The sequence below is a fragment of the Kribbella sp. NPDC058693 genome (assembly GCF_042715335.1).
Classification (GTDB): Bacteria; Actinomycetota; Actinomycetes; order Propionibacteriales; family Kribbellaceae; genus Kribbella; species Kribbella jiaozuonensis.
Map to the genome: position 1 here is coordinate 939,281 of NZ_JBHXSQ010000004.1, position 21,064 is coordinate 960,344.

The following is a 21,064-nucleotide window of genomic DNA, read 5'->3' on the forward strand; positions in this document are numbered from 1 at the left end:
GTCCATGGTGCCAAGGCACGTTAATTAGCTCAGCTGCTCGGCGAGCCATCGCACCGCCATCGGGTACCGGTATTCGATGCCGCCGTGGGTGCCCTCGAACAGCTCGAAGTGCATCCGCTCGTCCGGCAGACCGGCCTGCTGGGCGGCCCGGTGGAACGCGGTCGCACCCAGGTCGAGGTAGTACTCGTCCTGCTTGCCCGCGTCGATCCACACCGCCCGCAGTGAGAGCAGCGCCTCGGCGTACTGCGGTTCCTTGACCATCTCCACCGGGTCCCGCGACAGCCAGCGCGCCCAGACCTCCGGGACGATCGAGCCCAGGTCGTCGAACGGCAGCAGTACGGTGCCGTCGGGCTCAGCGGAGTACGCCGACGCGTAGCCGTACATCTCCAGCAGATGCAGGTCCTCGTTCGTCGTACGACCGGTCCGGGTGGCCAGCGCCTCGAAGTACTTCTCGTAGCTGCCCTCGTACTTGTCCCGCAGCGTGCGGGCGCGCTCCGGGAACTCGGGCCGGTAGCAGACGTCGAAGAGCGCGTCACCGGCGTGGGTAGCGAGCGCGCCGAACACATCCGGCCGCAGCAACGGCATCACCATCGCCGTGTACCCGCCACTCGACTTGCCGGTCACAGCGCGATGATCGCGGTCGGGAATGGTCCGGTACGTCGCGTCGATCCACGGCACGATCTCGTCGCACAGGTACGACTGGTACTGCCCGGTGCCCGGCGAGTCGAGACACTGGCTGCCGCCGTACTTCGTCCAGGAGTCGACGAAAACCACTACTGCCCGCGGGACGCTCTCGTCCGAGAACATCGCGTCCAGCAGCTCCGGGTACGGCTGGCGGAACGGAGTCCGGTTGAACCACATCCCGACGTGACCGGTGTACCCCATCGTCACGTAGATGGACGGGTAGCGGTCCTCCGAGTCGTCGTACCCCGGCGGCAGGTAGACCAGCACCGGACGCTCGTGCGGATCGCCGAGCGGGTTCCCGCGGAGCAGTTCGCTGGTGAACGTCAGTTGGTCCAAGCGTCCGTTGAGTTCGGCCGACCAGGGCAGCATCCGTACCTCCGATGAGTCACATCGCGTCAGGGGCCTCGATACCGAGCAGGCCGAGTCCATCCTGCAACACGTTGCGGGTTGCGGTGCAGAGGGCGATCCGGCTTGCTCTGGTAGCGCCTTCACTGCCGAGAACCGGGCACCGCTCGTAGAAGGTGGAGAGGGCGGACGCGACGTCGTACAGATAGGTGCAGAGCCGGTGCGGCTGCAGGGTCTCACCGACCTGTGCGACAACGGCGGCGAAGCCGGTAAGGAGGAGGGCCAGCCGCTGCTCGGCGGGGTCCTTGAGCTCGGTGACCTCTGTTGACGCGTCCGCCTTGGACAGGAGTCTCGTGAGCCGGGCGTGCGCATACTGCAGGTACGGTCCGGTGTTGCCGGTCATCGCGACCATCCGGTCCAGGTCGAACACGTAGTCATTGCCCCGGTCGCTCGACAGGTCGGCGTACTTGACCGCACCGATCCCGACTGCCCGCGCGGTGGCTTCCCCGCTGACGCTCGCCTTTGCGACAGCGCTCTCCAGCAGGTCGACGAGCTTGACCGTCCCGCCTTCTCTTGTTTTGAAGGGCTTTCCGTTCGGCCCGAGCACCGTTCCGAACGACACGTGCTCGGCCGGTACGTCGACCGGCAGCCAGCCCGCGGTCCGTGCCAGGGTGAAGATCATGTCAAAGTGCAGTGCCTGCCGGTGGTCCACGACGTAGACGATCCGGTCGGCGTGGAGAGTGCTGACCCGGTGTCGTACTGCGGCCAGGTCTGTTGCGCTGTAGCCGAAGCCGCCGTCGGCCTTCCGGACGATCACCGGGAGCGGACTGCCGTCGCGACCGAGGAATCCGGGCAGGAACGCGCACATCGCACCCTCCGACTCCGTCAGGAGGCCTTGCTCGTCCAGCTCGGCCACTACCTGTGGCAGGTCGTCGTTGTAGGCGCTTTCGCCCACCACGTCTTCTCTGACGAGGTTCGAGCCGAGCAGCGCGTAGACCTTCTCGAAGTCGTCCAGCGAGACGTCGACCATGTGTTGCCAACTCGCCCGCGTCTCCGGATCGCCGGACTGCAGTTTGACGACCCGTAGCCTGGCCTTGTCGGCGAAGTTGCCGTCAGCATCGAAATGCTTCCGGCCCCGCTCGTACAGGTGCTGCAATCCCTCCAGATCAAGGGATTCCGCAGTACCGCCCTCCTCGAGCAGTTGCTCGATCATCATTCCGTACTGCGTGCCCCAGTCGCCGACATGGTTCTGCCGGATCACGTCGTACCCGACGTACTGCAGCACGTTGCACAGCGCGTCGCCGATCACCGTCGACCGGAGATGGCCGACATGCATCTGCTTCGCGACGTTCGGCTGCGAGTAGTCGACGACGACCCGTTGGCCGTTGCTGGTAAAGGTTTCCGGCTCGTTGACCGCCTTGGCGAGGGTCGCCGGCAGCAGTGTCAGATTGATGAACCCCGGGCCCGCGATGGACGGCTGCTCGCAGAGGTCGTCTATGCGGAGTTCTGCGATCAGGCGCGCGGCGACCTCCCGCGGCGGCATGCCTTGGGCGTTGCCGATTCTGAGCGCGAGATTGCTCTGGTAGTGGCCGAACTCAGGCTTGGTCGCCGCCCGCAGCTCCGGGTCGTACGGCGTACCGAAGGCGGCCTCGGCGGCAGCGGACAGTCTGGTGGCAAGGACAGGCAGAACTGTAGACATAACGGGGTCCTTCAAAGAGACGCGACTGGAACAGGCTGAGGTGTTCAGACAGCGCGTCGTCGTCGCAGGCTGAAGCTCACGCGCAGGGCGTGGATGGGCTTCAGGCTGATCGACATGTCAGCCATTATGCACGAAGTACGCCGACGGTGCCGGTGACCGATCCGCCAACGGCACGACCGCCGGTACCTCAGTCTCGCCCAGGAAGACCCGCCGTACGACGCGTTCCGCCGCCTGGCCGTCGTCGAACTCGCAGAACTTCTCCCGGTAGAGGTGCCGGTGCTTGGCGGCCTCCGGCGTGGCGAACGTGCCGTTCCGCAACGCGGCGAACAGTTCGTCGGAGGACCGCGCCACCACCCCGGGCGGGAAGTCGGTGACGTCGAAGTACGTTCCGCGCCGGCCGTTGTAGAACCCCTGGTCCTCGACGTGCAGCATGATCGGCCGGTCGAGGTTGGCGTAGTCGAAGGTGATCGACGAGTAGTCCGAGATCAGTACGTCGGCTGCCAGCATCAGGTCCTCGACGCGTGGGTGCCGGGACACGTCCTGGACCTTGCCGGAGTGCGATTCCGGTGCCTTCGACAACGAGTAGTGCGTCCGTACCAGGACCCGGCCGTGGTCGCCGGCCGCGTTCGCCAGCTGGTCCAGGTCGAGCCGGATGCCGGTGCCGCCGAGATCCATCACGCCGGTCGGCATGCGGACCGAGTCGACCCCGTCGCGGAACGTCGGCGCGTACAGGATGACCAGGTGCGAGTCGTCGTACCCGAGGCTCGCCCGGATCGCGCGGACCTCGTCGAGGGTCGCGGTGAGCAGCCGGTCGTTGCGCGGGTAGCCGTACTCGAGCTCCTCGAAGTACGCCGGGTAGGTGCGCTCCCAGATCTCCGAGGAGTAGCGGTTCGAGGAGAGGTTGAAGTCCCAGCGGTCGACCTCGCGCATCAGCTCCTCGAGGTCGAGGCCCTTGCCGGCCTGCGGGAAGTTGCGCAGGTCGGTGCCCATGGTCTTCAGCGGCGTACCGTGCTGGGTCTGCAGGTGGATCTGGCCTTCGCGCTTCTCCAGCTCCTTCGGCCAGTTCATGTTGCTGACGAAGTACGTCGCCTTGCTGAGCAGCTTGTCGTACGCCGGGGAGTCCGCGACGACGTACTCGACACCTTCCGGGATCGCGCCCAGGTGATCGTTGTCGACGACCCAGACCCCGCGGACGTGCGGCGCGAGTTCCGCCGCCTTCTCGTAGATCGCCCGCGGGTTGCAGGCGTACTGCTTGAACCAGTACGCCGTGTACGCGGCCAGGTTCGGGTCGAGCTTGCCGCGGCGCAGCATCTTGCGAACCGTCTGGCGCGGACTCTGGCCGTGCAGCATCCGTGAGCTGAGCTTCAGGGTCGAATAGGTCGCGTAGTCGTCGTGGATCAGCAGCCAGCGTTTGAAGCCGCGCGCCGTCCGGTCCGTCGTGTAGCCCTCGGGCTTCCAGCGCTTGGCGAACGCATGGGCCGCGTGGAAGAACTCGGCCCGGTCGTCGGTGTCGATCCGCTCGGGCTTCGCGAGTACGGCGACGATGTGGTCCAGCGACCGGTCGAACGCGAACCGGCGCCAGCCGGCCAGCTCCGGGTCGGACTGGATGAACGCGTGCACCCGGTCGTACTGGTCGAAGATGTCCCACTGCCGGCGTCCGCTGGTCGCGTGGATGTTGCCGCCGGTCCGGTGTTGCCGGTAGTGCACGACGATCCGGTCCAGGGTGGCGATCCGCTGGGCGGTCAGCATCGTCGAGTACGTCCAGGGCGCGTCCTCGTAGAACCCGGAGGTGAATGCGAAGCCGTGCCGGGTGAGGAACTCCCGCTGGTACGCCTTGTTCCAGACCACCTCGAGGAAGGTCAGGAAGATCGGCCGCTCGGCCGCGGTGAACACCCCGGCGCCTTCCCGCGCGAACGCATCGTGTCGCTGGCTGCCGACCGCCCGGCCGTCCCAGAAGATCCGCTCGTAGTCGAACATCACGATGTCCGGCTGATTGGTGTCGTCGATCCGGGTGGCGATCGCCTCCAGCGAACCGGGCAGCCAGACGTCGTCGGCGTCCAGGAACAGCACGTACTCGCCGCGGCACTCCTTCAGCCCGGCGTTCCGGGTCAGCCCGAGCCCGATGTTCTCGTCCAGGTGCAGCGCCCGCACCCGCGGATCGGCAGCGGCGTACTCGTCCAGAATCCGCCCGGACCCGTCCGGGTCCGCGTCGTCGACCCCGATCACCTCGAAGTCGGTGAACGACTGGCTCAGCACAGAGTCCAGGCACGGCCGCAACCATGCCCGCGAGGCATGACAGGGAACCACAATGCTGAACCTGGGGACGGTGCCGAGCGCCATACGACGTCATCCTAGGCTGCGGGCATGAGTGTTGACGTGTTCGAGCCTTTGGCCGGGCTGGAGGGGGTCGGGTCGGCGGCGCGGGCGGCCCGGGATGCGGTTGACGTGTTGCTGCGGGACCGGGGGTTGCGCCGGGTCGGGTCGGACATGACTGCCGAGGCCCTGTTGCGCGGCGCCCACGCGTCCGCGGCGCTGGCCGGCAGCACGTCGACGCCGGACGACGTACGCCGTGGCGCAGCCGACGGACTGGCCTCCGGCGCGGTCCGGATCACCAGCGAGCTGATGGCGCTCGCGCCGCAGCTGGACAAGGCGCCGGTGCAGGTCTGGACCAGACTGCACCAGTTGGCCGCCGCTGACCTGAGCGGTGAGGACCAGTTGGGCCATCTTCGGACCAGTCGGGAGCCGGTGCCCGACGACATCCCGGGACTGCCGCCGGCGCCGGGCGCCGACGAGATGTGGGAGCGGTTGAGCGCTCTCGCGCAGAACCTGACCCGCCCGACCAAGGCGCCCGGCCTGGTCGTGGCCGCGATCGTGCACGCCGAGCTCGCCGTCCTCCGCCCGTTCCCGAGCGCCAACGGGCTGGTTGCCCGGGCCGCCGAACGCTGCCTATTGGTTGCCCGAGGCATCGACCCGGTGGCGGTCACCGTACCGGAGGGTGGTCACTATGTGTTGCAGGCTTCCTATGCGAGCGGTCTCACCGACTACGCAGTGCAAGGTTTGACCGGAGTTCGTGATTGGTTACTGCGGTCCTGCGAGGTCGTGACAAAAGGTGCCGAGCTGTCGCCACTCGTGTCCTGACATGCGAACGGCGTTCTCGAGTGAGAACGCCGTCGCTGGCACAACCTCCTGGTTACCATGCGTGCACCGGTTTGCCGCCACAGGACTGGCCTGGGTCGAGCTGCCCGTTTGGGATGGGCTGGTCGCCGCGTGGGTGCCTGGTTGCCGTGCAATCTCTACCGGACCCGAAAGTCCTTTGTGCTTCCTTTGTACTCCTGAAACCCCTTTCTGGGAAGGGGATGCGGCGTCTTCATGGAGTTGAGAACAATGAAGCTATCTTCAGCTTTCAAGCACTCCGCGAGCGCCGGCGGGAGGCCAGCAACAGCGCCCCGGCGGCAACGGCTGCGACCACGCCGGCGGCTACGGCGGGTCGCCGTACGCCGTTGCGGTGCGGCTGTTGCGGTTCCGCGAAGTCCAGCACCGGCCAGCCGCGCTCGACCGCGATCCGGCGCAACGCCTTGTCCGGGTTGACCGCGAACGGGTGCCCGACCGCGGCCAGCAAGGGCTCGTCGGTGATCGAATCCGAGTAACCGTAGGAGGTCGCGAGGTCGTAACCCTCGGCAGCGGCCAGCGCCTCGATCGCGGTCACCTTGTTCGGACCGTACGCATATTCGGCGATCTCGCCGGTGTACTTGCCGTCGGCAACTACCATCCGGGTGGCGATCACCTTGTCGGCGCCGAGCATCGCGCCGATCGGTTCGACCACCTCGGCGCCGGACGACGACACGATCACCACGTCCCGGCCGGCCGCGTGGTGCTGTGCGATCAGCTCGACGGCCTCGGTGTGGATCATCGGCCGGACGATGTGTTCCAGGGTGTCGGCGACGATCGCCTTGACGGTCGCGACATCCCAGCCGGTGCACATCGCGGAGATGTATTCGCGCATCCGCTCCATCTGGTCGTGGTCGGCGCCGCCGAGCAGATAGACGAACTGGGCGTACGCGCTACGCAGTACGGTCCGGCGGTTGATCAGGCCGCCGGCGTAGAACGGGCGCGAGAACGCGAGCGTGCTGGAGCGGGCCAGAATGGTCTTGTCCAGATCGAAGAAAGCGGCTGAACGAGCCGTCCCGGGGTGCGCCATGGGACCGAGCATAGGAGCCGGGGAGAAACGCCGAGGGACCCGGGCTTTTGCCTGGGCCGGTATCCAGTTAGACTGATGATCAGTGTGACAGTGACACTGGCTGGAAGCGCCCGTCCGGGTGCAACCGGCGCTCGGGCAACAGGCATTCGGTTGAAATCGAATCGAGATGTGTGAAGCCTGGTCTTGGGGGGTACATACCCCCTGACAGTGGCAGACTGTCGCCTCCTGAACGGCCCCCGGCTCCTCCCCCCGAGCCCGTGGCCGAAGACGGCCCCCGGTCACCCCCCCGCCGGGGGCCGTCGCCTTTCTCCGTTCAGCCAAGTAAGCGTAAAGATTCTCGCTTTTCTGTGCGTGAGAGCGTTCCCACTTTATGCAGGGTCTTGACAATGTAATTGCCTGGTCACACTTTGTAGAGCATGAAACCGCCTGCACACCGCCCCCAGGCAGCGGTCGTCATCAGCCTGCTCGCCGTACTCATGGCCTTCCTGGTCCCCGCTTCCGCCTCCGCGGCTACCAATCTCGTCACGAACGCCGGCTTCGAGTCCGGCACGCTCTCGGGTTGGTCCTGTCCCGCCGGCGGCGTCACGACCTCCGCCCCGCACTCCGGCTCGTACGCCCTCCAGGCGACCCCGAGCGGGAGCGACATCGCCAAGTGCTCCCAGTCCGTAGCGGTCCAGCCCAATACGGCGTACACGCTGTCGGCGTGGGTCAAGGGATCGAATGTCTACCTCGGCGTGGACGGTGGTCCCAGTACGTGGACAACTAGTTCCGGCTGGAGTCAGCTGACCGTGCCGTTCACCACGGGCGCCTCGGCGACGTCGGTGACGATCTACGTCCACAGCTGGTACGCACTCCCGGCGTACCAGGCCGACGACGTCGTACTGGATGGTCCTGGTGGAACGGCGGACACCACGCCGCCGTCGACGCCAGGTAGCCTGACGGTCGGCAGCCCGACCTCGAGCTCGCTCAAGCTGAACTGGTCCGCCGCGTCCGACGCGAACGGCATCGACCACTACGACGTGGTCCGCGGGACGGGCGCCGCGCAGAGCGTCGGCAACGTCACCAGCTGGACCGCGACCGGCCTGACCGCGTCGACGACCTACTCGTTCAAGGTGCGCGCCTGTGATCCGAGCGGCAACTGCTCGCCGTACGGCGCAACCGTGTCGGGCACCACGTCGGACGGCGGCACCAACCCGCCGGCCGGCAACCTGCCCGCGCATGTGCTCACCGGGTACTGGCAGAACTTCAACAACGGCGCGACGGTGCAGAAGATCTCCGACGTACCTGCGGCGTACGACCTGATCGCGGTGGCCTTCGCGGACGCCGACTCGTCCCGGCCGGGTGCCATCACGTTCAACCTGGACAGCGCCGGGCTCGGTGGTTACACGGTCGCGCAGTTCAAGGCCGACATCGCGGCGAAGCAGGCGGCCGGTAAGAAGGTCATCCTGTCCGTCGGCGGCCAGAACGGCACCATCTCGGTTGCTGATCCCACAGCGGCTGCCAACTTCGCCTCGAGCGCGCTGTCGGTGCTGCGTACCTATGGCTTCGACGGCATCGACATCGACCTGGAGAACGGCGTCAACGCGCAGTACATGGGTCAGGCGCTGCGGAGCCTGCAGAGCCAGTTCGGTAGCGGACTGGTGATCACGATGGCGCCGCAGACGATCGACATGCAGAGCACGTCGTTCGAGTACTTCAAGCTGGCGCTGGCGATCAAGGACATCCTGACCATCGTCAACGTGCAGTACTACAACTCCGGCTCGATGAACGGCTGCGACGGACAGGTCTACTCGCAGGGCTCGGTCGACTTCATCACTGCCCAGGCCTGCATCATGCTGCAGGGCGGGCTGCGTCCCGACCAGGTCGGCCTCGGCCTGCCGGCGTCGTCGCGGGCGGCCGGTAGCGGGTACGTCTCGCCGACGGTCGTCAACAACGCTCTGGACTGCCTGGCCAAGGGCACCGGCTGCGGCAACTACCGGCCGAGCTCCCCGTGGCCGTCGCTGCGTGGGGCGATGACCTGGTCGACCAACTGGGACGCGCTGAACGGCAACCAGTTCGCGAACCAGGTCGGCAGCCACGTGCACTCGCTGCCCTGATCATGCACAGCTATCGACCGGCTCCTGTGCTGGAGGCGCTCGGTGTCTGCTCGGAGGACGAGCAGCTCTACCGGGCGCTTCTGGCCCGCCCGGAGTCCACTGCCACTGACCTGACCACGTTCGTCGACTGGCCCGCCAACCGGGTCGGCCGGCACCTGCGGTCCTTACTGTCGCTCGGTCTGGCGTCGCGTACGCCAGGCCGTCCGGCCCGCTACCTGCCCGCAGTACCGGAGGCTGCGGTCGAGTTGCTCGCACTCCGGAAGCAGGCCGCGATCGTCGAGGCGCGGTTGGGCGCTTCGGTGCTCACTGCCGAGTTCCGGCAGCCAGATGCGTTCACGGTCATCCGGGGCGCCGAGGCGATCGCGCAGCGGTACTACCAAGCGCAGCAGTGCGCGCAGGACGAAGTACTCGTGCTGGATCGCATGCCGTACGCGCGGCGGTTGGATGGAGTGAGGCACCGGATCATCTACGACATGGCGTCGTTGTCGGAGCCTGGCGACCTGACCGCGGCTCGATCGGCAGGTTGCTGCCGGATGCTGCGCGACGTCCCGCTGAAGCTGGTCGTTGTCGACCGCCGGACAGCTCTGTTGCCAACCGCGGCCGACGTGGTTGTGGAACTCGGTCCGTCGAGTCTCCTGGACGCTCTGCTCCGCCTCTTCGAGCTGTTGTGGAAGCAGGCGAGCCCGCTGACCCCATCGGTGTCAGAAGGCCCGCTGACGTCGGACGACCAGCAGCTCCTCTCGCTGGCCGCAGCAGGTCTGACGGACCAAGCCATAGCCCGTCGCCTCGGCGTCGCGCAGCGAACCGTAGAACGCCGAATGCAACGCATCCTGAAGGCACTCGACGCCACCACCCGCTTCCAGGCCGGGCTGAGGGCGGGGCAACGCGGACTGCTCGTCTAGTCCGTGACGTCAGCAACGGTGGCGTTCAGAGCCTTGGCAAGCGCCTGAGCGTCCACGGTGATACCAACGCCATGGTCCCCACCACCGATGGAGATAGTGCCGGTGATGCGCTCGTCCGCGATCACCGGCCAGGCGTGCGTGCTGCCGAGCGGCGTGATCGTCCCGCGCACGTACCCGGTGACGTCGAACGCCGTGTCCTTGTCGGGCATCGAGATCCGGTTCACGCCGAGCAGTGCCCGCAGCTTCGGCCACGCGATCTCGCGGTCACCCGGCACCAGTACGAACCGGTAGTCGTCATCGGACAGTCGTACGACGATCGTCTTGATCAACCGGGCCGGCTCGATACCCCGCGCCGCCGCGGCCTCCTCCAACGAGTTCACCCGACCGTGCCTGGTCACCTCGTAGGTGAGCCCCAACTGATCAGCAGCATCCGTCGCCTTCGTCACCTGGCCAGTTTCGCATTCGTCTGCTTGAGCAGCACGGAAAGGACCAGGCCGACCGTGAACAGAGCCCCGGCCTCGAGCGCGACCCCGGTCCAGCCTCCGTGACTCCACGCCGTACCCGCCAGCCCGCCGAACACCGACGACCCCAGGTAGAAGGAGAAGAGGTACATGCTCGACGCCTGCGCGGTGCCGACGCCGCTCGCGTGTGCCCGAGCGGGCACCCAGCCACTGGCGACGCCGTGCACGGCGAAGAACCCTGCCGTCATCACAGCCAGCCCCAGGACTATCAGCGGCAGTGGGCTGGCCAGCGTGATGGCTACACCGGCCAAGGTGATCAGGCACCCGATCGGCACGACCTTCCTCCGCCCGTAGCGGTCCGCGAGTGTCCCCGCCGTCGCTGAGCCTGCTGACCCGAGCAGGTAGACACAGAAGACCAGCCCTGCGGCTCCGGCGCTCAATTTGTAGGGGGAACCGGACAGGCGGAACACCGCTCCGTTGTAGACAGCGACAAACGCGCCGACCGCCGTGGCGGCGATCCCGTACAGCGCGAGCAGCGCGGGGTCACGCAGTACCTTCACGCTCGGCCGCGCCGGGCTCGGGCGGAAGTTCCGCGACGCTGGAAGGAGCAGCCAGACGATCGCCGCGCACAGTACGCCGACCGCGGCGATCCCGCCGGTCGCGAACCGCCATCCGCCGAGGTCGGACAGACCTCCCGCGATGAGGCGTCCCGCCATGCCGCCCACCGCAGTACCTGCGATGTAGAGGCCGCTGGCTCTCGCGTGGCTGTCCTGGTGCACCTCCTCGCGCAGATAGGCCATCGCGACCGCCGGCAGGCCGGCCATCGCGATTCCCTGGAGGCCACGCAGCGCCAGGAGCGTGTGCCACGTCGGGGCGAACGCGCTCAGAAGTGCGAAGACCGACGTCGCTGCGACCGACCAGCGCATCAGATTGGTCCGGCCGAGGACCTCCGACGCCGGACCGGCGACCAGCAGCGCAAGACCGAGTCCGAACGTGGCGAACGACACGCTGAACGCGCTCTGGCTGGGGGAGACGTGGAACGCGTCGACGAGCTGGGGCAGCAGCGGCTGCGTGCTGTAGAGCAGAGCGAACGTGGCCAGTCCGGCCGCGAACAGCGCGACCGAGAGCTTGCGGTACTCCGGGTCTCCGGGCAGGTACCCGGTCTGGCGAGCAACGGACTGGTGCATGTCTTCGACGGTCGCACGCCCGCTGCGATACGTAAAATGTCGATCTCAGCGGAAATCGATACGCTTTCAGTATGCATGTCGAGGATCTGCGGTGGTTCGCCGTACTCGCTGAGACCGAGCACCTGACCGAGGCGGCGGCTGCGCTGGGGACCAGCCAGCCGAATCTGTCCCGGTCGCTGCAGCGGGTGGAGCGGGCGTTCGGGGTGGCGTTGTTCGAGCGGGAACGCCGTGGTGTGCGGCTGAATCCGTACGGCCGACTCGTGCTGGAGGCCGCGCGGGCTGGGACGGCGGCGGTCGATACCGCGAAGCGCCGGATCGACGCGCTCGTCGACCCGGAGTCCGGCACGGTGCGGCTGGCGTTCCTGCACTCGGTCGCGACGAGCCTGATGCCGGACCTGCTGAAGGCTTTCCGCGCGGACGCGCCGAATGTGGGGTTCGCGCTGCGGCAGGAGCCGGCGCACGACATCGTCCAGGATCTCGAGACGGGCGAGGCGGAGATCGCGATCATCGCGCCGCGGCCTGATCCTTCCCGCTTCGGCTGGCATCTCCTGGAACGGCAGCGGCTGTGTCTGCATGTGCCGCCGGGCCACGCTCTGGCTTCTCGGCATCGGGTCGAGCTGGAGGAGGTCCGGGACGAGCCGTTCGTCGCGCTGCAGCCCGGCTTCGGCTTCCAGCGGGTGACGGACAGGTTGTGCGAGGCCGCGGGGTTCACGCCGCGGTTCGCGTTCCAGGCGACGGACCTCGCGACGATCGACAGCCTGGTCGGTGCGGGCCTCGGCGTGGCGATCCTCCCGGCCGGTGCGGTCCGCGGCAACGACAGCGGTGCGGTGTCGATACCGCTGGCCGGCGTACAGGCTCGTCGGGAGATCGGAATGTCGTGGCGGCTGAGTACTCCGTTGACGCCTGCAGCCGAGCGGTTCCGGACGTTCGTCCGATCCCGACCGGTCACATCCAGCTGACTGCGATGACAACGACTTCCGTAGCGTTCGTCCAATTTTCCAGGTGTCGACTTGCAGTCAGAGGCCTTTCCACCGCACTCTTTCCTGCGTGAGGAAGCGTCTGGGTTCGTTCCGGCCGAGTCGCCGGCTGCTCTTCGCAGCCGGGACGGCGGCGGCTGCGTCGACGGTTGCGGCAGCGTCCGCGGCCGAGGCGGTCCCGGTTTCCCCGCAGTCAGAGACCGACGGCACGACCGGGCTGGCCTATCTGGGCAACTACGGCTCCGGTGTGCTCGGCGCCTGGGAGCGCCAGGCACGTGCGATCTCGAACGAAGCGCAGATCCGCCGGACGCGCGAGAACGACGGCGTCTTCATGTTCGGCGACAGCATCGGCGTCCAGGACGGACCGGCGCTGGCCCGCCAGCTGGCCCAGCTCGGCATCATGACGGCGGTCCACAACTGGGCCGGACGCCCGGTGACGCCGGCGGTCGACGCGCTGGACACCTGGGCCCAGGACTACGGCCTGCCGCACCGGATCCTGATGTCGGTCGGCTCCAACGACATCTTCACGCCGCCTGCGGTGGCCGCGCAGGTCGACCGGACCATGCAGATCGCCGGACCGGAGCGGACCGTCTACTGGGTCAACGTGCAGGCTGCCCGCACCGCGTTCATCCCGGAGATCAAGGTCGCCGACCAGCGCAACAGCGCCTGGATCAACCTGCAGCTCGCCGAGGCCGCTCGCCGTCACGAGAACCTGCGCATCATTCACTGGGCCGAGCACCTGGCCTCCAGCCCGAACCGGCTGGCCCGCTACCTCCGCGACGGTCTGCATCCGTCGATCCCGCTCGGGCGGAACGCCCGCAACGGCCTGATCATCGAAGCGATCAAGGCCGGCTGAGCGCGGCTCGTTCGCCGCACCCAGCCGACCCTGTCTCAGAAGCCCGCGGTGATGCGGGTGAAGTCCCAGTCGCCCTGGGCGATACCGCTGCAGTTCGAGACCACACCGCCGCCGGCGCAACCGCGGTCGCGGTTGACCGACCAGAACGCCAGCCGGCCGAGCCCGTTGCTCTTGGCCCAGTTGGTGATGTTCTGCCAGGTCGCGGTCGACGTCATCTCCTGCTGGTCCGACAGACCGTTCATGCCGGAGACGCCTTGGTGCGAGTACGCCTCCGCGGTGGACCAGCCGAAGGTCGACTTCAGCTTGTTGTTCAAGCCCTGCGACGCGGCGACCGTGTCGTTGTAGATGTTCGAGCTGCCGAAGTCGAACGGCATCAGCGTGAAGATGTCGATGTTCGCGCCGAGTGCCTTCGACTGGTCGATCAGCCGGTTACCGTAGTACGTCGGACCGGTCGTCGACGTACCGAACGTGACGATGGTCTGGATACCGGGGTTGTTCTGCTTGACGATCTTCAGCGCGGTCAGGATGCGGTCCTGTACGGCCTCGTTCTCGAACTCGTCGGAGTTCTCGATGTCGATGTCGATCGCCTTCAGGTTATAGGCGCTGATGACCTGCTGGTACGCGCCGGCCAGCGCCTCCGGGGTGCTGCAGTTCGGGCCGAGCTTGTTACCGCTCCAGCCACCGAACGACGGTACGACGTCACCGCCGCCGGCCCGGATCGCTGCGATCGCGCCGGCGTCCGCACCACCCTGGAGCGGCCGGGTGCTGTCCCAGGCCGGGCTGCAGCCGCCACCCGACAGGACGAACGCCATGGTGAACCACTTGATCCCGGTGGCGTTCATCACGGTCGACGGGCTCGGCGGGTCGCCCCAGCCCATGTAGAGGTACGGCGCTGCCTGCTTGGAGCCGGTGTTGCCGCCGCCGTTGCCGGTGGTGACCGAGACGGTGGTGCTCTTCGGCCCCTCGCCCGCGCTGTTGGACGCGCTCACCTGGTACGAGTACGACGTGTTCGCGCTGAGGCCGGAGTCCGTGTAAGACGTGCCGCTGGGCGAGCCGACCTTCGAGCCGTTGCGGTAGACGTTGTAGCTCGTGGCGCCCGACGCAACAGACCAGGACAGGTTCACCGACGTGCCTGACGCCGTACCGGACAGGCCTGTGGGTGCGCCGGGGGCGGTGCCGCCACCGCCGCCCGAGCACGAGCCGCCGTTCAACCGGCACGCGGCGACGCCGGCGAAGTTGCCCGGGCTGCCGTTGAAACCGAAGCTGACGGTTGCGCCGGGCGCGAGCGGGCCGGCCCAGCTCGGCGGAGTGAACGTGTGCGTCTGTCCACTGCTGGTGTGGTTGGCGTCCCAGGTGCTGGTGACGGTGTAGCCGGACGGGAAGTCCAGCGCGACCGACCAGGTGCTGAGGGAACTGGTGGTGCCGTTGGTGACAGTCACCTTGCCCTCGAAGCCGCTGCCCCAGTCGGACACTTTGGTGAAGGTGGCAGAGACTCCTGCCGCGCTGGCCGCCTGTGCGGTCAGCAGAGCGATGACCACGGCCGAGATGGCCGCTATCGCCAGGGTGATGCGTCGTTTCATGATGCTCCGATCAGTGGGCGGTACGTGATCAGACCTGGCCCCAGAGTGCGGGGACGTTCGGTGGCTCCCAGCCGGTCAGGGAGGTGTGGCCCTGGATGCACCTGTAGGTGACGCCGTTGTAGGTCACCAGCGCCCCGGTTGCGTACGTCGTGTTCGGCGCCCACGGAGTGGCCGATGTGGGCGGCGTCGTCGGGGGCGTGGTGGGAGGCGTGGTCGGGGGAGTTGTGGGAGGTGTAGTGGGCGGGGTGGTCGGCGGCGTGGTGGGCGGCGTAGTGGGCGGTGTCGTCGGGGGGCCGCTGCAACCGGCGGTGTTGGCGTTGACCGAGTCGACCGCGTTGTTGAAGAGGGTGACGCCGGGGTCGAGTGCCTCGAGGGAGTACATCATCGCGCCGGCCAGGCCGTTGCAGTGCTGGTAGTCCGCCTTGGCCTTGATCGACTGGGCGTTGTCACCCGACCAGAACGTGCCGTTGCTGTAGAACCAGGAGGACTTGGTCGCGTCGTCGAAGTACGTGAACGAGGGGTTGTCGACGAAGCCGGTCAGCTCTTTGTAGAACGAGACACCTGGGACGTTGCCGCTCAGCGCGTGCCCGTCGGCCGGTCCGGTCGCGGTCTGGTACTTGCCGTTGGCTGTGGCCGGTACGCCCTTCCATCCCCTGTAGTAGAAGGGATATCCGATGCTCAGCTTGTTCGCCGGGAACCCACCAGGGATGCCGTACGCCGAGTCGCCGGTCGTCCACGCCTTCACGGCTGCGTCGACGGAGTACTTGCCCTGACCCGGTGGGATCGGGTTGCTCGGGTCGTTCGGCGCTGTGTAGAGCGGGTCCTGGAAGTTCGTCGGCCCGGTGGCTTCCCAGCCGCCGTGCATGTCGTACGACATCACGTTGTTGTAGTCCAGGTACTGCCCGATCTTGTTGGTCTCGATCGTGGCGATCTTGTCCTGGCCGGCCGGAGTGGCGGCGGTCAGGTAGTACCGCTTGCCGGTCTGGCTGCCGTACGCGTCGAGCTGGGTGCGGAACTCGGCCAGCAGGGACGTGAAGTTCTGCTTGTCGGCAGCGCTGTAGTGGTTGCCGACGTGACCGTTCGGCGAGCCCGGGTACTCCCAGTCGATGTCGACACCGTCGAAGATGCCGGCTGCCGAACCGGCGCCGCCGAAGCCGTCGATGACCGGCAGATCGCCCTTCAGGAACATGTTCACGCAGGAGCTGACCAGGGCCTTGCGCTTGGCGTCGGTCGAGGCCGCGTCGGAGAAGTACTTCGAGTACGTCCAGCCGCCGATCGAGATCAGGATCTTCAGGTTCGGGTACCTCGCCTTGAGCTTCTTGAGCTGGTTGAAGTTCCCTTGGATCGGCTGGTTCCACACATCACCGACTCCGTCGACGCTGATGTCCGCGCCGTACGACTTGCCGTAGTCCGCGAACGCGTCACCCGCGCCGTCACCGGCGTTCGGGTTGTTCTCGTCCTGCGACGCGGCCTTGTTGGCCATGAAGCAGGTGTGGTTCGTCGGGTCGATGTTCGCGAACGCGTAGTTCAGGAAGTCCAGCTTCCCGGCCGCGCCGGTGGTGATCAGGTTCTTGGGGTAGAAGGCGTTGGCGTAGATACCCCACTGGGTGAAGTACGCCGTTTTGACGCCACCACTGCTGGCCTGCGCCATGGTGGCGGCGTTGGCAGTGGTGGCGGTGTCCGGGCCGGCAAGAGATACCCCGGCTGCGGTGAGCAGGGCGGTGGCCGCGACGGCTGAGGTGGCGGCGAGCAGGCGTAATCGACTCATCTGAGATCCTCCGGAGCGATGGGGCGGAAGCGGTCCGGTGAAATTTAGTTAAAGACGCTTCGAAAGGAACCGTAACCGTTCCCGGCGGGTTGGTCTCGGGCTCGTCGTGGCGGGTTCCCGCTGGTGACGGAAACCCGACAACGCTTTGTCCACAGGGATTCCGTTCGGGTGCGCGGAGCAGGCCGGACAACGGCATCTTCTTGGCATGGACACGAACTCACCAACCAATTCGGTGCTCATGGCAACTACCAACGACGCTCTCCTCGACGATCTGTTGCGGCTGGCCGCGGCCGCTTCGATCACACCTCAGGTCGAGCCCGACCTGCACGGCCTCCGGCGCAACTGGCACACCTGCTCACTGGTCGTGATCGGCCGCGACCTGGCTGAGCCGTTGGCCCGCCTCCAGCCCGCGCAACGACCTGGAGTCGTCGTGGTCGGCTCGGCGCTCGACGGCGACGATCTTTACCGCTGCGCCTTCGATGTCGGCGCCGATGTCGTGTGCCGCCTGCCCGACGACGAGACCACGCTCGCCGGGAAACTGGCCGACGCATTGGATGGTGTGAATCGCAAGGCCATCACCCTCGCCTTCGTCGGCGGCTGCGGGGGAGCGGGTGCCACCACGCTCGCCGCTGCGGTCGCGGTCCTTGGCAACCGGCGCGGGTTCCGGACGATGCTCATCGACGGGGACCCGCTAGGTGGTGGCATAGAGCTTGCCCTAGGCATCGAACGCGATCCGGGCGACCGTTGGCCCAAACTTCTCAACGCCTCCGGCCGCGTCAGCGCCGCCGCCCTCCGCTCGGCCCTGCCATCCGTCGACGGCCTCGCCGTACTGTCCTGGGATCAGTCCGACGTGACCGTCCTGCCTCCCGACACCATGAGTTCGGTCATCGGCGCCGCCCAACGCAGCAACGACCTCGTAGTCCTCGACCTACCTCGCCGCGCCGACCCAACCGTCGAAGAAGGCTTCATCCGCTCCACCGTAACCCTCCTCGTCGTCCCCTGCGACGTGCGCTCCGTCGCCGCCGCCAAACGCCTCTCCGGCCCTCTGCGCTCCGTCGCGGGCGACCTCCGCGTAGTAGCCCGCACCACCCGCCCGGCCCTCTCACCCGTAGACGTCTCCACCCATCTTTCCTTGCCCCTAGCAACAAAACTCGGCATCGACCGCACCCTCCCCACCGCCATGGACCAAGGCCACTTCACCCCCACCCCCCGAAGCCCCCTAACCCGAGCCGCCACCACCCTCCTCGACCTCTTCAACCTGACAGACCCGACCGCCGCATGACGACCACCGACGTCCCCGCACAGCTGCTCGATCGCGTCCGAGGCACCCTCGCGCTGACCGGCGCCGAGCCAACCCCCGTGCATGTAGCCGCAGTCCTCCGCGCCGACGGAACCATCTGCGGCGACTCGATGGTCCTCGCCGTCGTCACCGCCCTCCGCCGCGAAGCCCTGGGCGCCGGCCCCCTCGACAGCCTCCTCGCCGAGCCGGGCGTGATCGACATCCTGGTCAACGGCCCCGACGAGGTCTACATCGACCGCGGCCGTGGCCTCGAGTTCGTAGCCATCCGCACCGGCGACGAACCCGCCATCCGACGCCTCGCCACCAGACTCGCCGCCGCAGCCGGCCGCCGCCTCGACGACTCCACGCCGTACGTCGACGTCCGCCTCTCCGACGGCACCCGATTCCACGCCGTACTCGCCCCGATCGCCGCCCCCGGAACCTGCCTGTCCCTCCGCGTCCCCTCCCGCAAGGTCTTCACCCTCGACGACCTCGTAACAGCCGGAGCCCTCCCTCAAGCCGGCGTCGCCATCCTCCGCGACCTCCTGGACTCCCGCCTGGCCTTCCTCATCAGCGGCGGGACCGGCACCGGCAAAACCACCCTCCTGAACTCCCTCCTCTCCCTGACCGACCCGTCCGAACGCCTGGTCCTCGTAGAAGACGCCAGCGAGCTACGCCCCGACCACCCACACGTAGTCCGCCTGGAAGCCCGCCCGCCCAACGTAGAAGGCACCGGCGAAATCTCCCTCCGAGACCTGGTCCGCCAAGCCCTCCGCATGCGCCCCGACCGCCTAGTAGTAGGCGAAGTCCGCGGCCCAGAAGTCGTAGACCTCCTCATCGCCCTGAACACCGGCCACGAAGGCGGCTGCGGCACCATCCACGCCAACTCCGCCGCCGACGTACCCGCCCGCCTCGAAGCCCTAGGCGCCCTGGCCGGCCTGAACAGAGAAGCCATCCACAGCCAAATCACCTCAGCCCTACACGCCGTAATCCACCTGACCCGAACCCCATCCGGCCACCGCCGAATAGCCGAGATCCACACCTTCACCCCTCACCCCAACGGTCCCCCAACCACCCATCCCGCCGTCACCTTCCACCCCAACAACACCCTCACCCTCCACCCACCCGCCGGCCTCTTCACTAAAGCCCCTGGTACTGCGGCAGGTGCAGCGTGAACCCAGCCTTCCTGGCCGCCGTCCTCACCCTCCTCACCTGCACCCTCGCACTCCCACCCCCAACCGCAGCCCTCCGCCGCCTGCAAACCAGCAAGCCCTCCAACCTCACCCGCCCACAACCCACCGACGCACAGGTGAGCGACAAGCAGCCAACCCGCAGCCCGTTCCGAACCCGACTAACCCGCGCCGCCCTCCTCACCCCTCCAACCGCCATAGCCACAGCGATCCTCGGCCCCCAAGCCCTCGTCTCAACCCTCGCCATCACGGCCGTCCTGACCCTGATCGCGAACCAACGAACCCAACACCAACACCAGAAATCCACCGCCGCCCGCCGCGCCAACATCATCGAAGCCCTCGACGTACTAGCAGCAGACCTCTCCGCCGGCCGCCCACCAATCGCCGCCCTGGAAGGCGCAGCCTCCATCAGCCCCGACCTAGAGGTAGCCCACGCCGCAGCCAAGCTCGGCGCCGACGTCCCCACCGCCCTGATCCGAGCATCAACCAAGCCAGGCGCGGCGAGCCTCCGAGCCCTAGCCGCAGCCTGGCGCGTCACCGAAGAATCCGGCGCCGCCTTCGCCGCCCTCACCGAACGCCTCGCCAACTCCCTCCGAGCCGACGAAGCCATCCACCGCCAAACCGAATCCAGCCTCGCCGGCGCCCGCTCAACCGCCCGAATCCTCGCCATCCTCCCCGCCTTCGGCATAACCCTCGGCTACGCCCTAGGCGCCCACCCCCTCACCTTCCTAACCACCACCCCACCTGGCTGGCTCTGCCTAACAGCCGGCCTAGCCCTAACCACCACCGGCCTCCACTGGACCACCCACCTCTCCACCCACCCAACCTGACCGCCGACGCCGGTCCACCCACCTAACGCGGACGCTCTGCCTCTCCGTCACGCAACCCGGACGCCGCCCTCTCCGCCCAAGCAGCCCGACCGCTCGCCCTTGTCCACCCGCCAACCTGACCACTCGCCGCTCCCCACCCGCCCAAACCTGACCGCCCGCACGTCTTCCATTCCCCATCGCAGCGTCAACGTGAGCCCCCACATGTCCCAGGCCTTCGCCGCCGCAATAGCAGTTGCCCTAAGCATCTATCTCCTACTCCCACCCCGCCCCAACCTCCGCCGTCTAACCCGCCCCCAACCCCGCACCCGCCCACGAACCCCGCCCCACCACCGCCTAGCAGCCACCGCCACAGCCCTAGCCGCTCTACTCCTCATCGGCCTCCCCTGGGGTGCGATCCCCGCAGCCATCGCCCTGTACGCCGTCCCCCGAGCCCTCTCCCGCTTAGAACCAGCCGCCACCAAACAACGCAACGCCCAACTAGCCCGCGACCTCCCACTAGCCATCGACCTACTGACCGCCTGCCTACGTGCGGGCCGCCCACCCCAACACGCACTAACCCTCGTAGCCGAAGCGCTCCCCGGCCCTCTAGCCGACCTCCTCACAAAGATCGCTCACCACCTAGCCCTCGGCGCAGACCCATCCACCGCGTGGGCTCACCTACGCGCCGAGCCCTCCTGCGCCCCCATGGCCCGAGCCATCACCCGCTCCATCCGCTCCGGCGCCCCACTCTCCAAAACCCTCGAACACCTAGCCGACGAAACCCGCCGCTCCCACCACCACACCGCCGACCAACAAGCCAGAGCCACCGAGTCCCGAGCCGCCCTCCCCCTGGGCCTCTGCTTCCTCCCAGCCTTCGTCCTCCTCTCAATCGTCCCCACCATCGCCGACTCCCTGATCCCCTACGTCCTCACCCCCTAACCGAGAAATCCACAACCTCAAAAGTCCTTATAAAAAAGCCCATCCAACAACGGCATGTTGTCAACGACGACCCACCCCACGCCGAGCCCAGGAG

Annotated in this window: 17 protein-coding genes; 9 read left to right on the plus strand and 8 right to left on the minus strand. The window is 67.5% G+C overall.

Translation table 11 applies throughout. The features are described 5' to 3' along the window. Positions 1–24 precede the first annotated feature (24 nt). From ACFWUU_RS30885 to ACFWUU_RS30895, 3 genes are all read right to left on the minus strand, one after another. Positions 25–1,053 (minus strand): alpha/beta hydrolase, encoded by a 1,029-nt coding sequence (locus ACFWUU_RS30885; protein ID WP_380180716.1) that lies wholly within the window; start codon positions 1,051–1,053, stop codon positions 25–27. A 16-nt stretch (positions 1,054–1,069) separates the two neighbouring features. Further along, a complete protein-coding gene (gene argS, locus ACFWUU_RS30890; protein ID WP_380181783.1) occupies positions 1,070–2,716 on the minus strand; it encodes an arginine--tRNA ligase in 1,647 nt (548 codons plus the stop codon). A 129-nt stretch (positions 2,717–2,845) separates the two neighbouring features. After that, positions 2,846–5,068, minus strand: coding sequence for a CDP-glycerol glycerophosphotransferase family protein (locus ACFWUU_RS30895; protein WP_380180717.1), 2,223 nt, complete (start codon positions 5,066–5,068; stop codon positions 2,846–2,848). 24 nt (positions 5,069–5,092) lie between these two features. Between ACFWUU_RS30895 and ACFWUU_RS30900 the strand changes: the two genes are divergently transcribed. Beyond that, positions 5,093–5,866 (plus strand): cell filamentation protein Fic, encoded by a 774-nt coding sequence (locus ACFWUU_RS30900; RefSeq protein ID WP_380180719.1) that lies wholly within the window; start codon positions 5,093–5,095, stop codon positions 5,864–5,866. 265 nt (positions 5,867–6,131) lie between these two features. Here ACFWUU_RS30900 and ACFWUU_RS30905 read toward each other — a convergent pair whose 3' ends face one another. Next, positions 6,132–6,938, minus strand: coding sequence for an HAD family phosphatase (locus ACFWUU_RS30905; protein ID WP_137252166.1), 807 nt, complete (start codon positions 6,936–6,938; stop codon positions 6,132–6,134). Between the two features lie 404 nt (positions 6,939–7,342). On the opposite strand from ACFWUU_RS30905, the gene ACFWUU_RS30910 reads away from it, so the two are divergent. Both ACFWUU_RS30910 and ACFWUU_RS30915 read left to right on the plus strand, forming a co-directional pair. Continuing rightward, positions 7,343–9,022: a chitinase gene (locus ACFWUU_RS30910; protein WP_380180721.1), complete on the plus strand. Its 1,680-nt coding sequence runs from the start codon at positions 7,343–7,345 to the stop codon at positions 9,020–9,022. A 2-nt stretch (positions 9,023–9,024) separates the two neighbouring features. Further along, on the plus strand, positions 9,025–9,924 hold the full coding sequence (locus tag ACFWUU_RS30915) for a helix-turn-helix domain-containing protein (RefSeq protein ID WP_380180723.1): 900 nt from the start codon (positions 9,025–9,027) through the stop codon (positions 9,922–9,924). Here ACFWUU_RS30915 and ACFWUU_RS30920 read toward each other — a convergent pair. Further along, positions 9,921–10,370 (minus strand): aminoacyl-tRNA deacylase, encoded by a 450-nt coding sequence (locus ACFWUU_RS30920; protein WP_137252169.1) that lies wholly within the window; start codon positions 10,368–10,370, stop codon positions 9,921–9,923. The two genes, ACFWUU_RS30915 and ACFWUU_RS30920, sit on opposite strands and share 4 nt — an antisense overlap. Next, on the minus strand, positions 10,367–11,572 hold the full coding sequence (locus ACFWUU_RS30925) for an MFS transporter (RefSeq protein ID WP_380180725.1): 1,206 nt from the start codon (positions 11,570–11,572) through the stop codon (positions 10,367–10,369). The genes ACFWUU_RS30920 and ACFWUU_RS30925 overlap by 4 nt, the downstream gene beginning before the upstream one ends. Positions 11,573–11,643: 71 nt before the next feature. Between ACFWUU_RS30925 and ACFWUU_RS30930 the strand changes: the two genes are divergently transcribed. Both ACFWUU_RS30930 and ACFWUU_RS30935 read left to right on the plus strand, forming a co-directional pair. Beyond that, entirely contained in the window at positions 11,644–12,531 is an 888-nt protein-coding gene (locus ACFWUU_RS30930; protein WP_380180727.1) for a LysR family transcriptional regulator, read from the plus strand. A gap of 88 nt (positions 12,532–12,619) precedes the next feature. Beyond that, entirely contained in the window at positions 12,620–13,405 is a 786-nt protein-coding gene (locus tag ACFWUU_RS30935; protein ID WP_380180729.1) for a hypothetical protein, read from the plus strand. A gap of 35 nt (positions 13,406–13,440) precedes the next feature. Here ACFWUU_RS30935 and ACFWUU_RS30940 read toward each other — a convergent pair whose 3' ends face one another. Further along, on the minus strand, positions 13,441–14,985 hold the full coding sequence (locus ACFWUU_RS30940) for a cellulose binding domain-containing protein (protein ID WP_380180731.1): 1,545 nt from the start codon (positions 14,983–14,985) through the stop codon (positions 13,441–13,443). A gap of 28 nt (positions 14,986–15,013) precedes the next feature. Further along, entirely contained in the window at positions 15,014–16,753 is a 1,740-nt protein-coding gene (locus ACFWUU_RS30945) for a glycosyl hydrolase family 18 protein (protein WP_380180734.1), read from the minus strand. Positions 16,754–16,958: 205 nt separating this feature from the next. On the opposite strand from ACFWUU_RS30945, the gene ssd reads away from it, so the two are divergent. From ssd to ACFWUU_RS30965, 4 genes are all read left to right on the plus strand, one after another. Beyond that, entirely contained in the window at positions 16,959–18,035 is a 1,077-nt protein-coding gene (gene ssd / locus ACFWUU_RS30950; RefSeq protein ID WP_380180736.1) for a septum site-determining protein Ssd, read from the plus strand. Further along, positions 18,032–19,207, plus strand: coding sequence for a TadA family conjugal transfer-associated ATPase (locus ACFWUU_RS30955; RefSeq protein ID WP_380180738.1), 1,176 nt, complete (start codon positions 18,032–18,034; stop codon positions 19,205–19,207). The genes ssd and ACFWUU_RS30955 overlap by 4 nt, the downstream gene beginning before the upstream one ends. Beyond that, entirely contained in the window at positions 19,204–20,052 is an 849-nt protein-coding gene (locus tag ACFWUU_RS30960) for a type II secretion system F family protein (protein ID WP_380180740.1), read from the plus strand. The genes ACFWUU_RS30955 and ACFWUU_RS30960 overlap by 4 nt, the downstream gene beginning before the upstream one ends. Before the next feature lie 201 nt (positions 20,053–20,253). Continuing rightward, a complete protein-coding gene (locus ACFWUU_RS30965) occupies positions 20,254–20,970 on the plus strand; it encodes a type II secretion system F family protein (RefSeq protein ID WP_380180742.1) in 717 nt (238 codons plus the stop codon). Positions 20,971–21,064 lie beyond the last annotated feature (94 nt).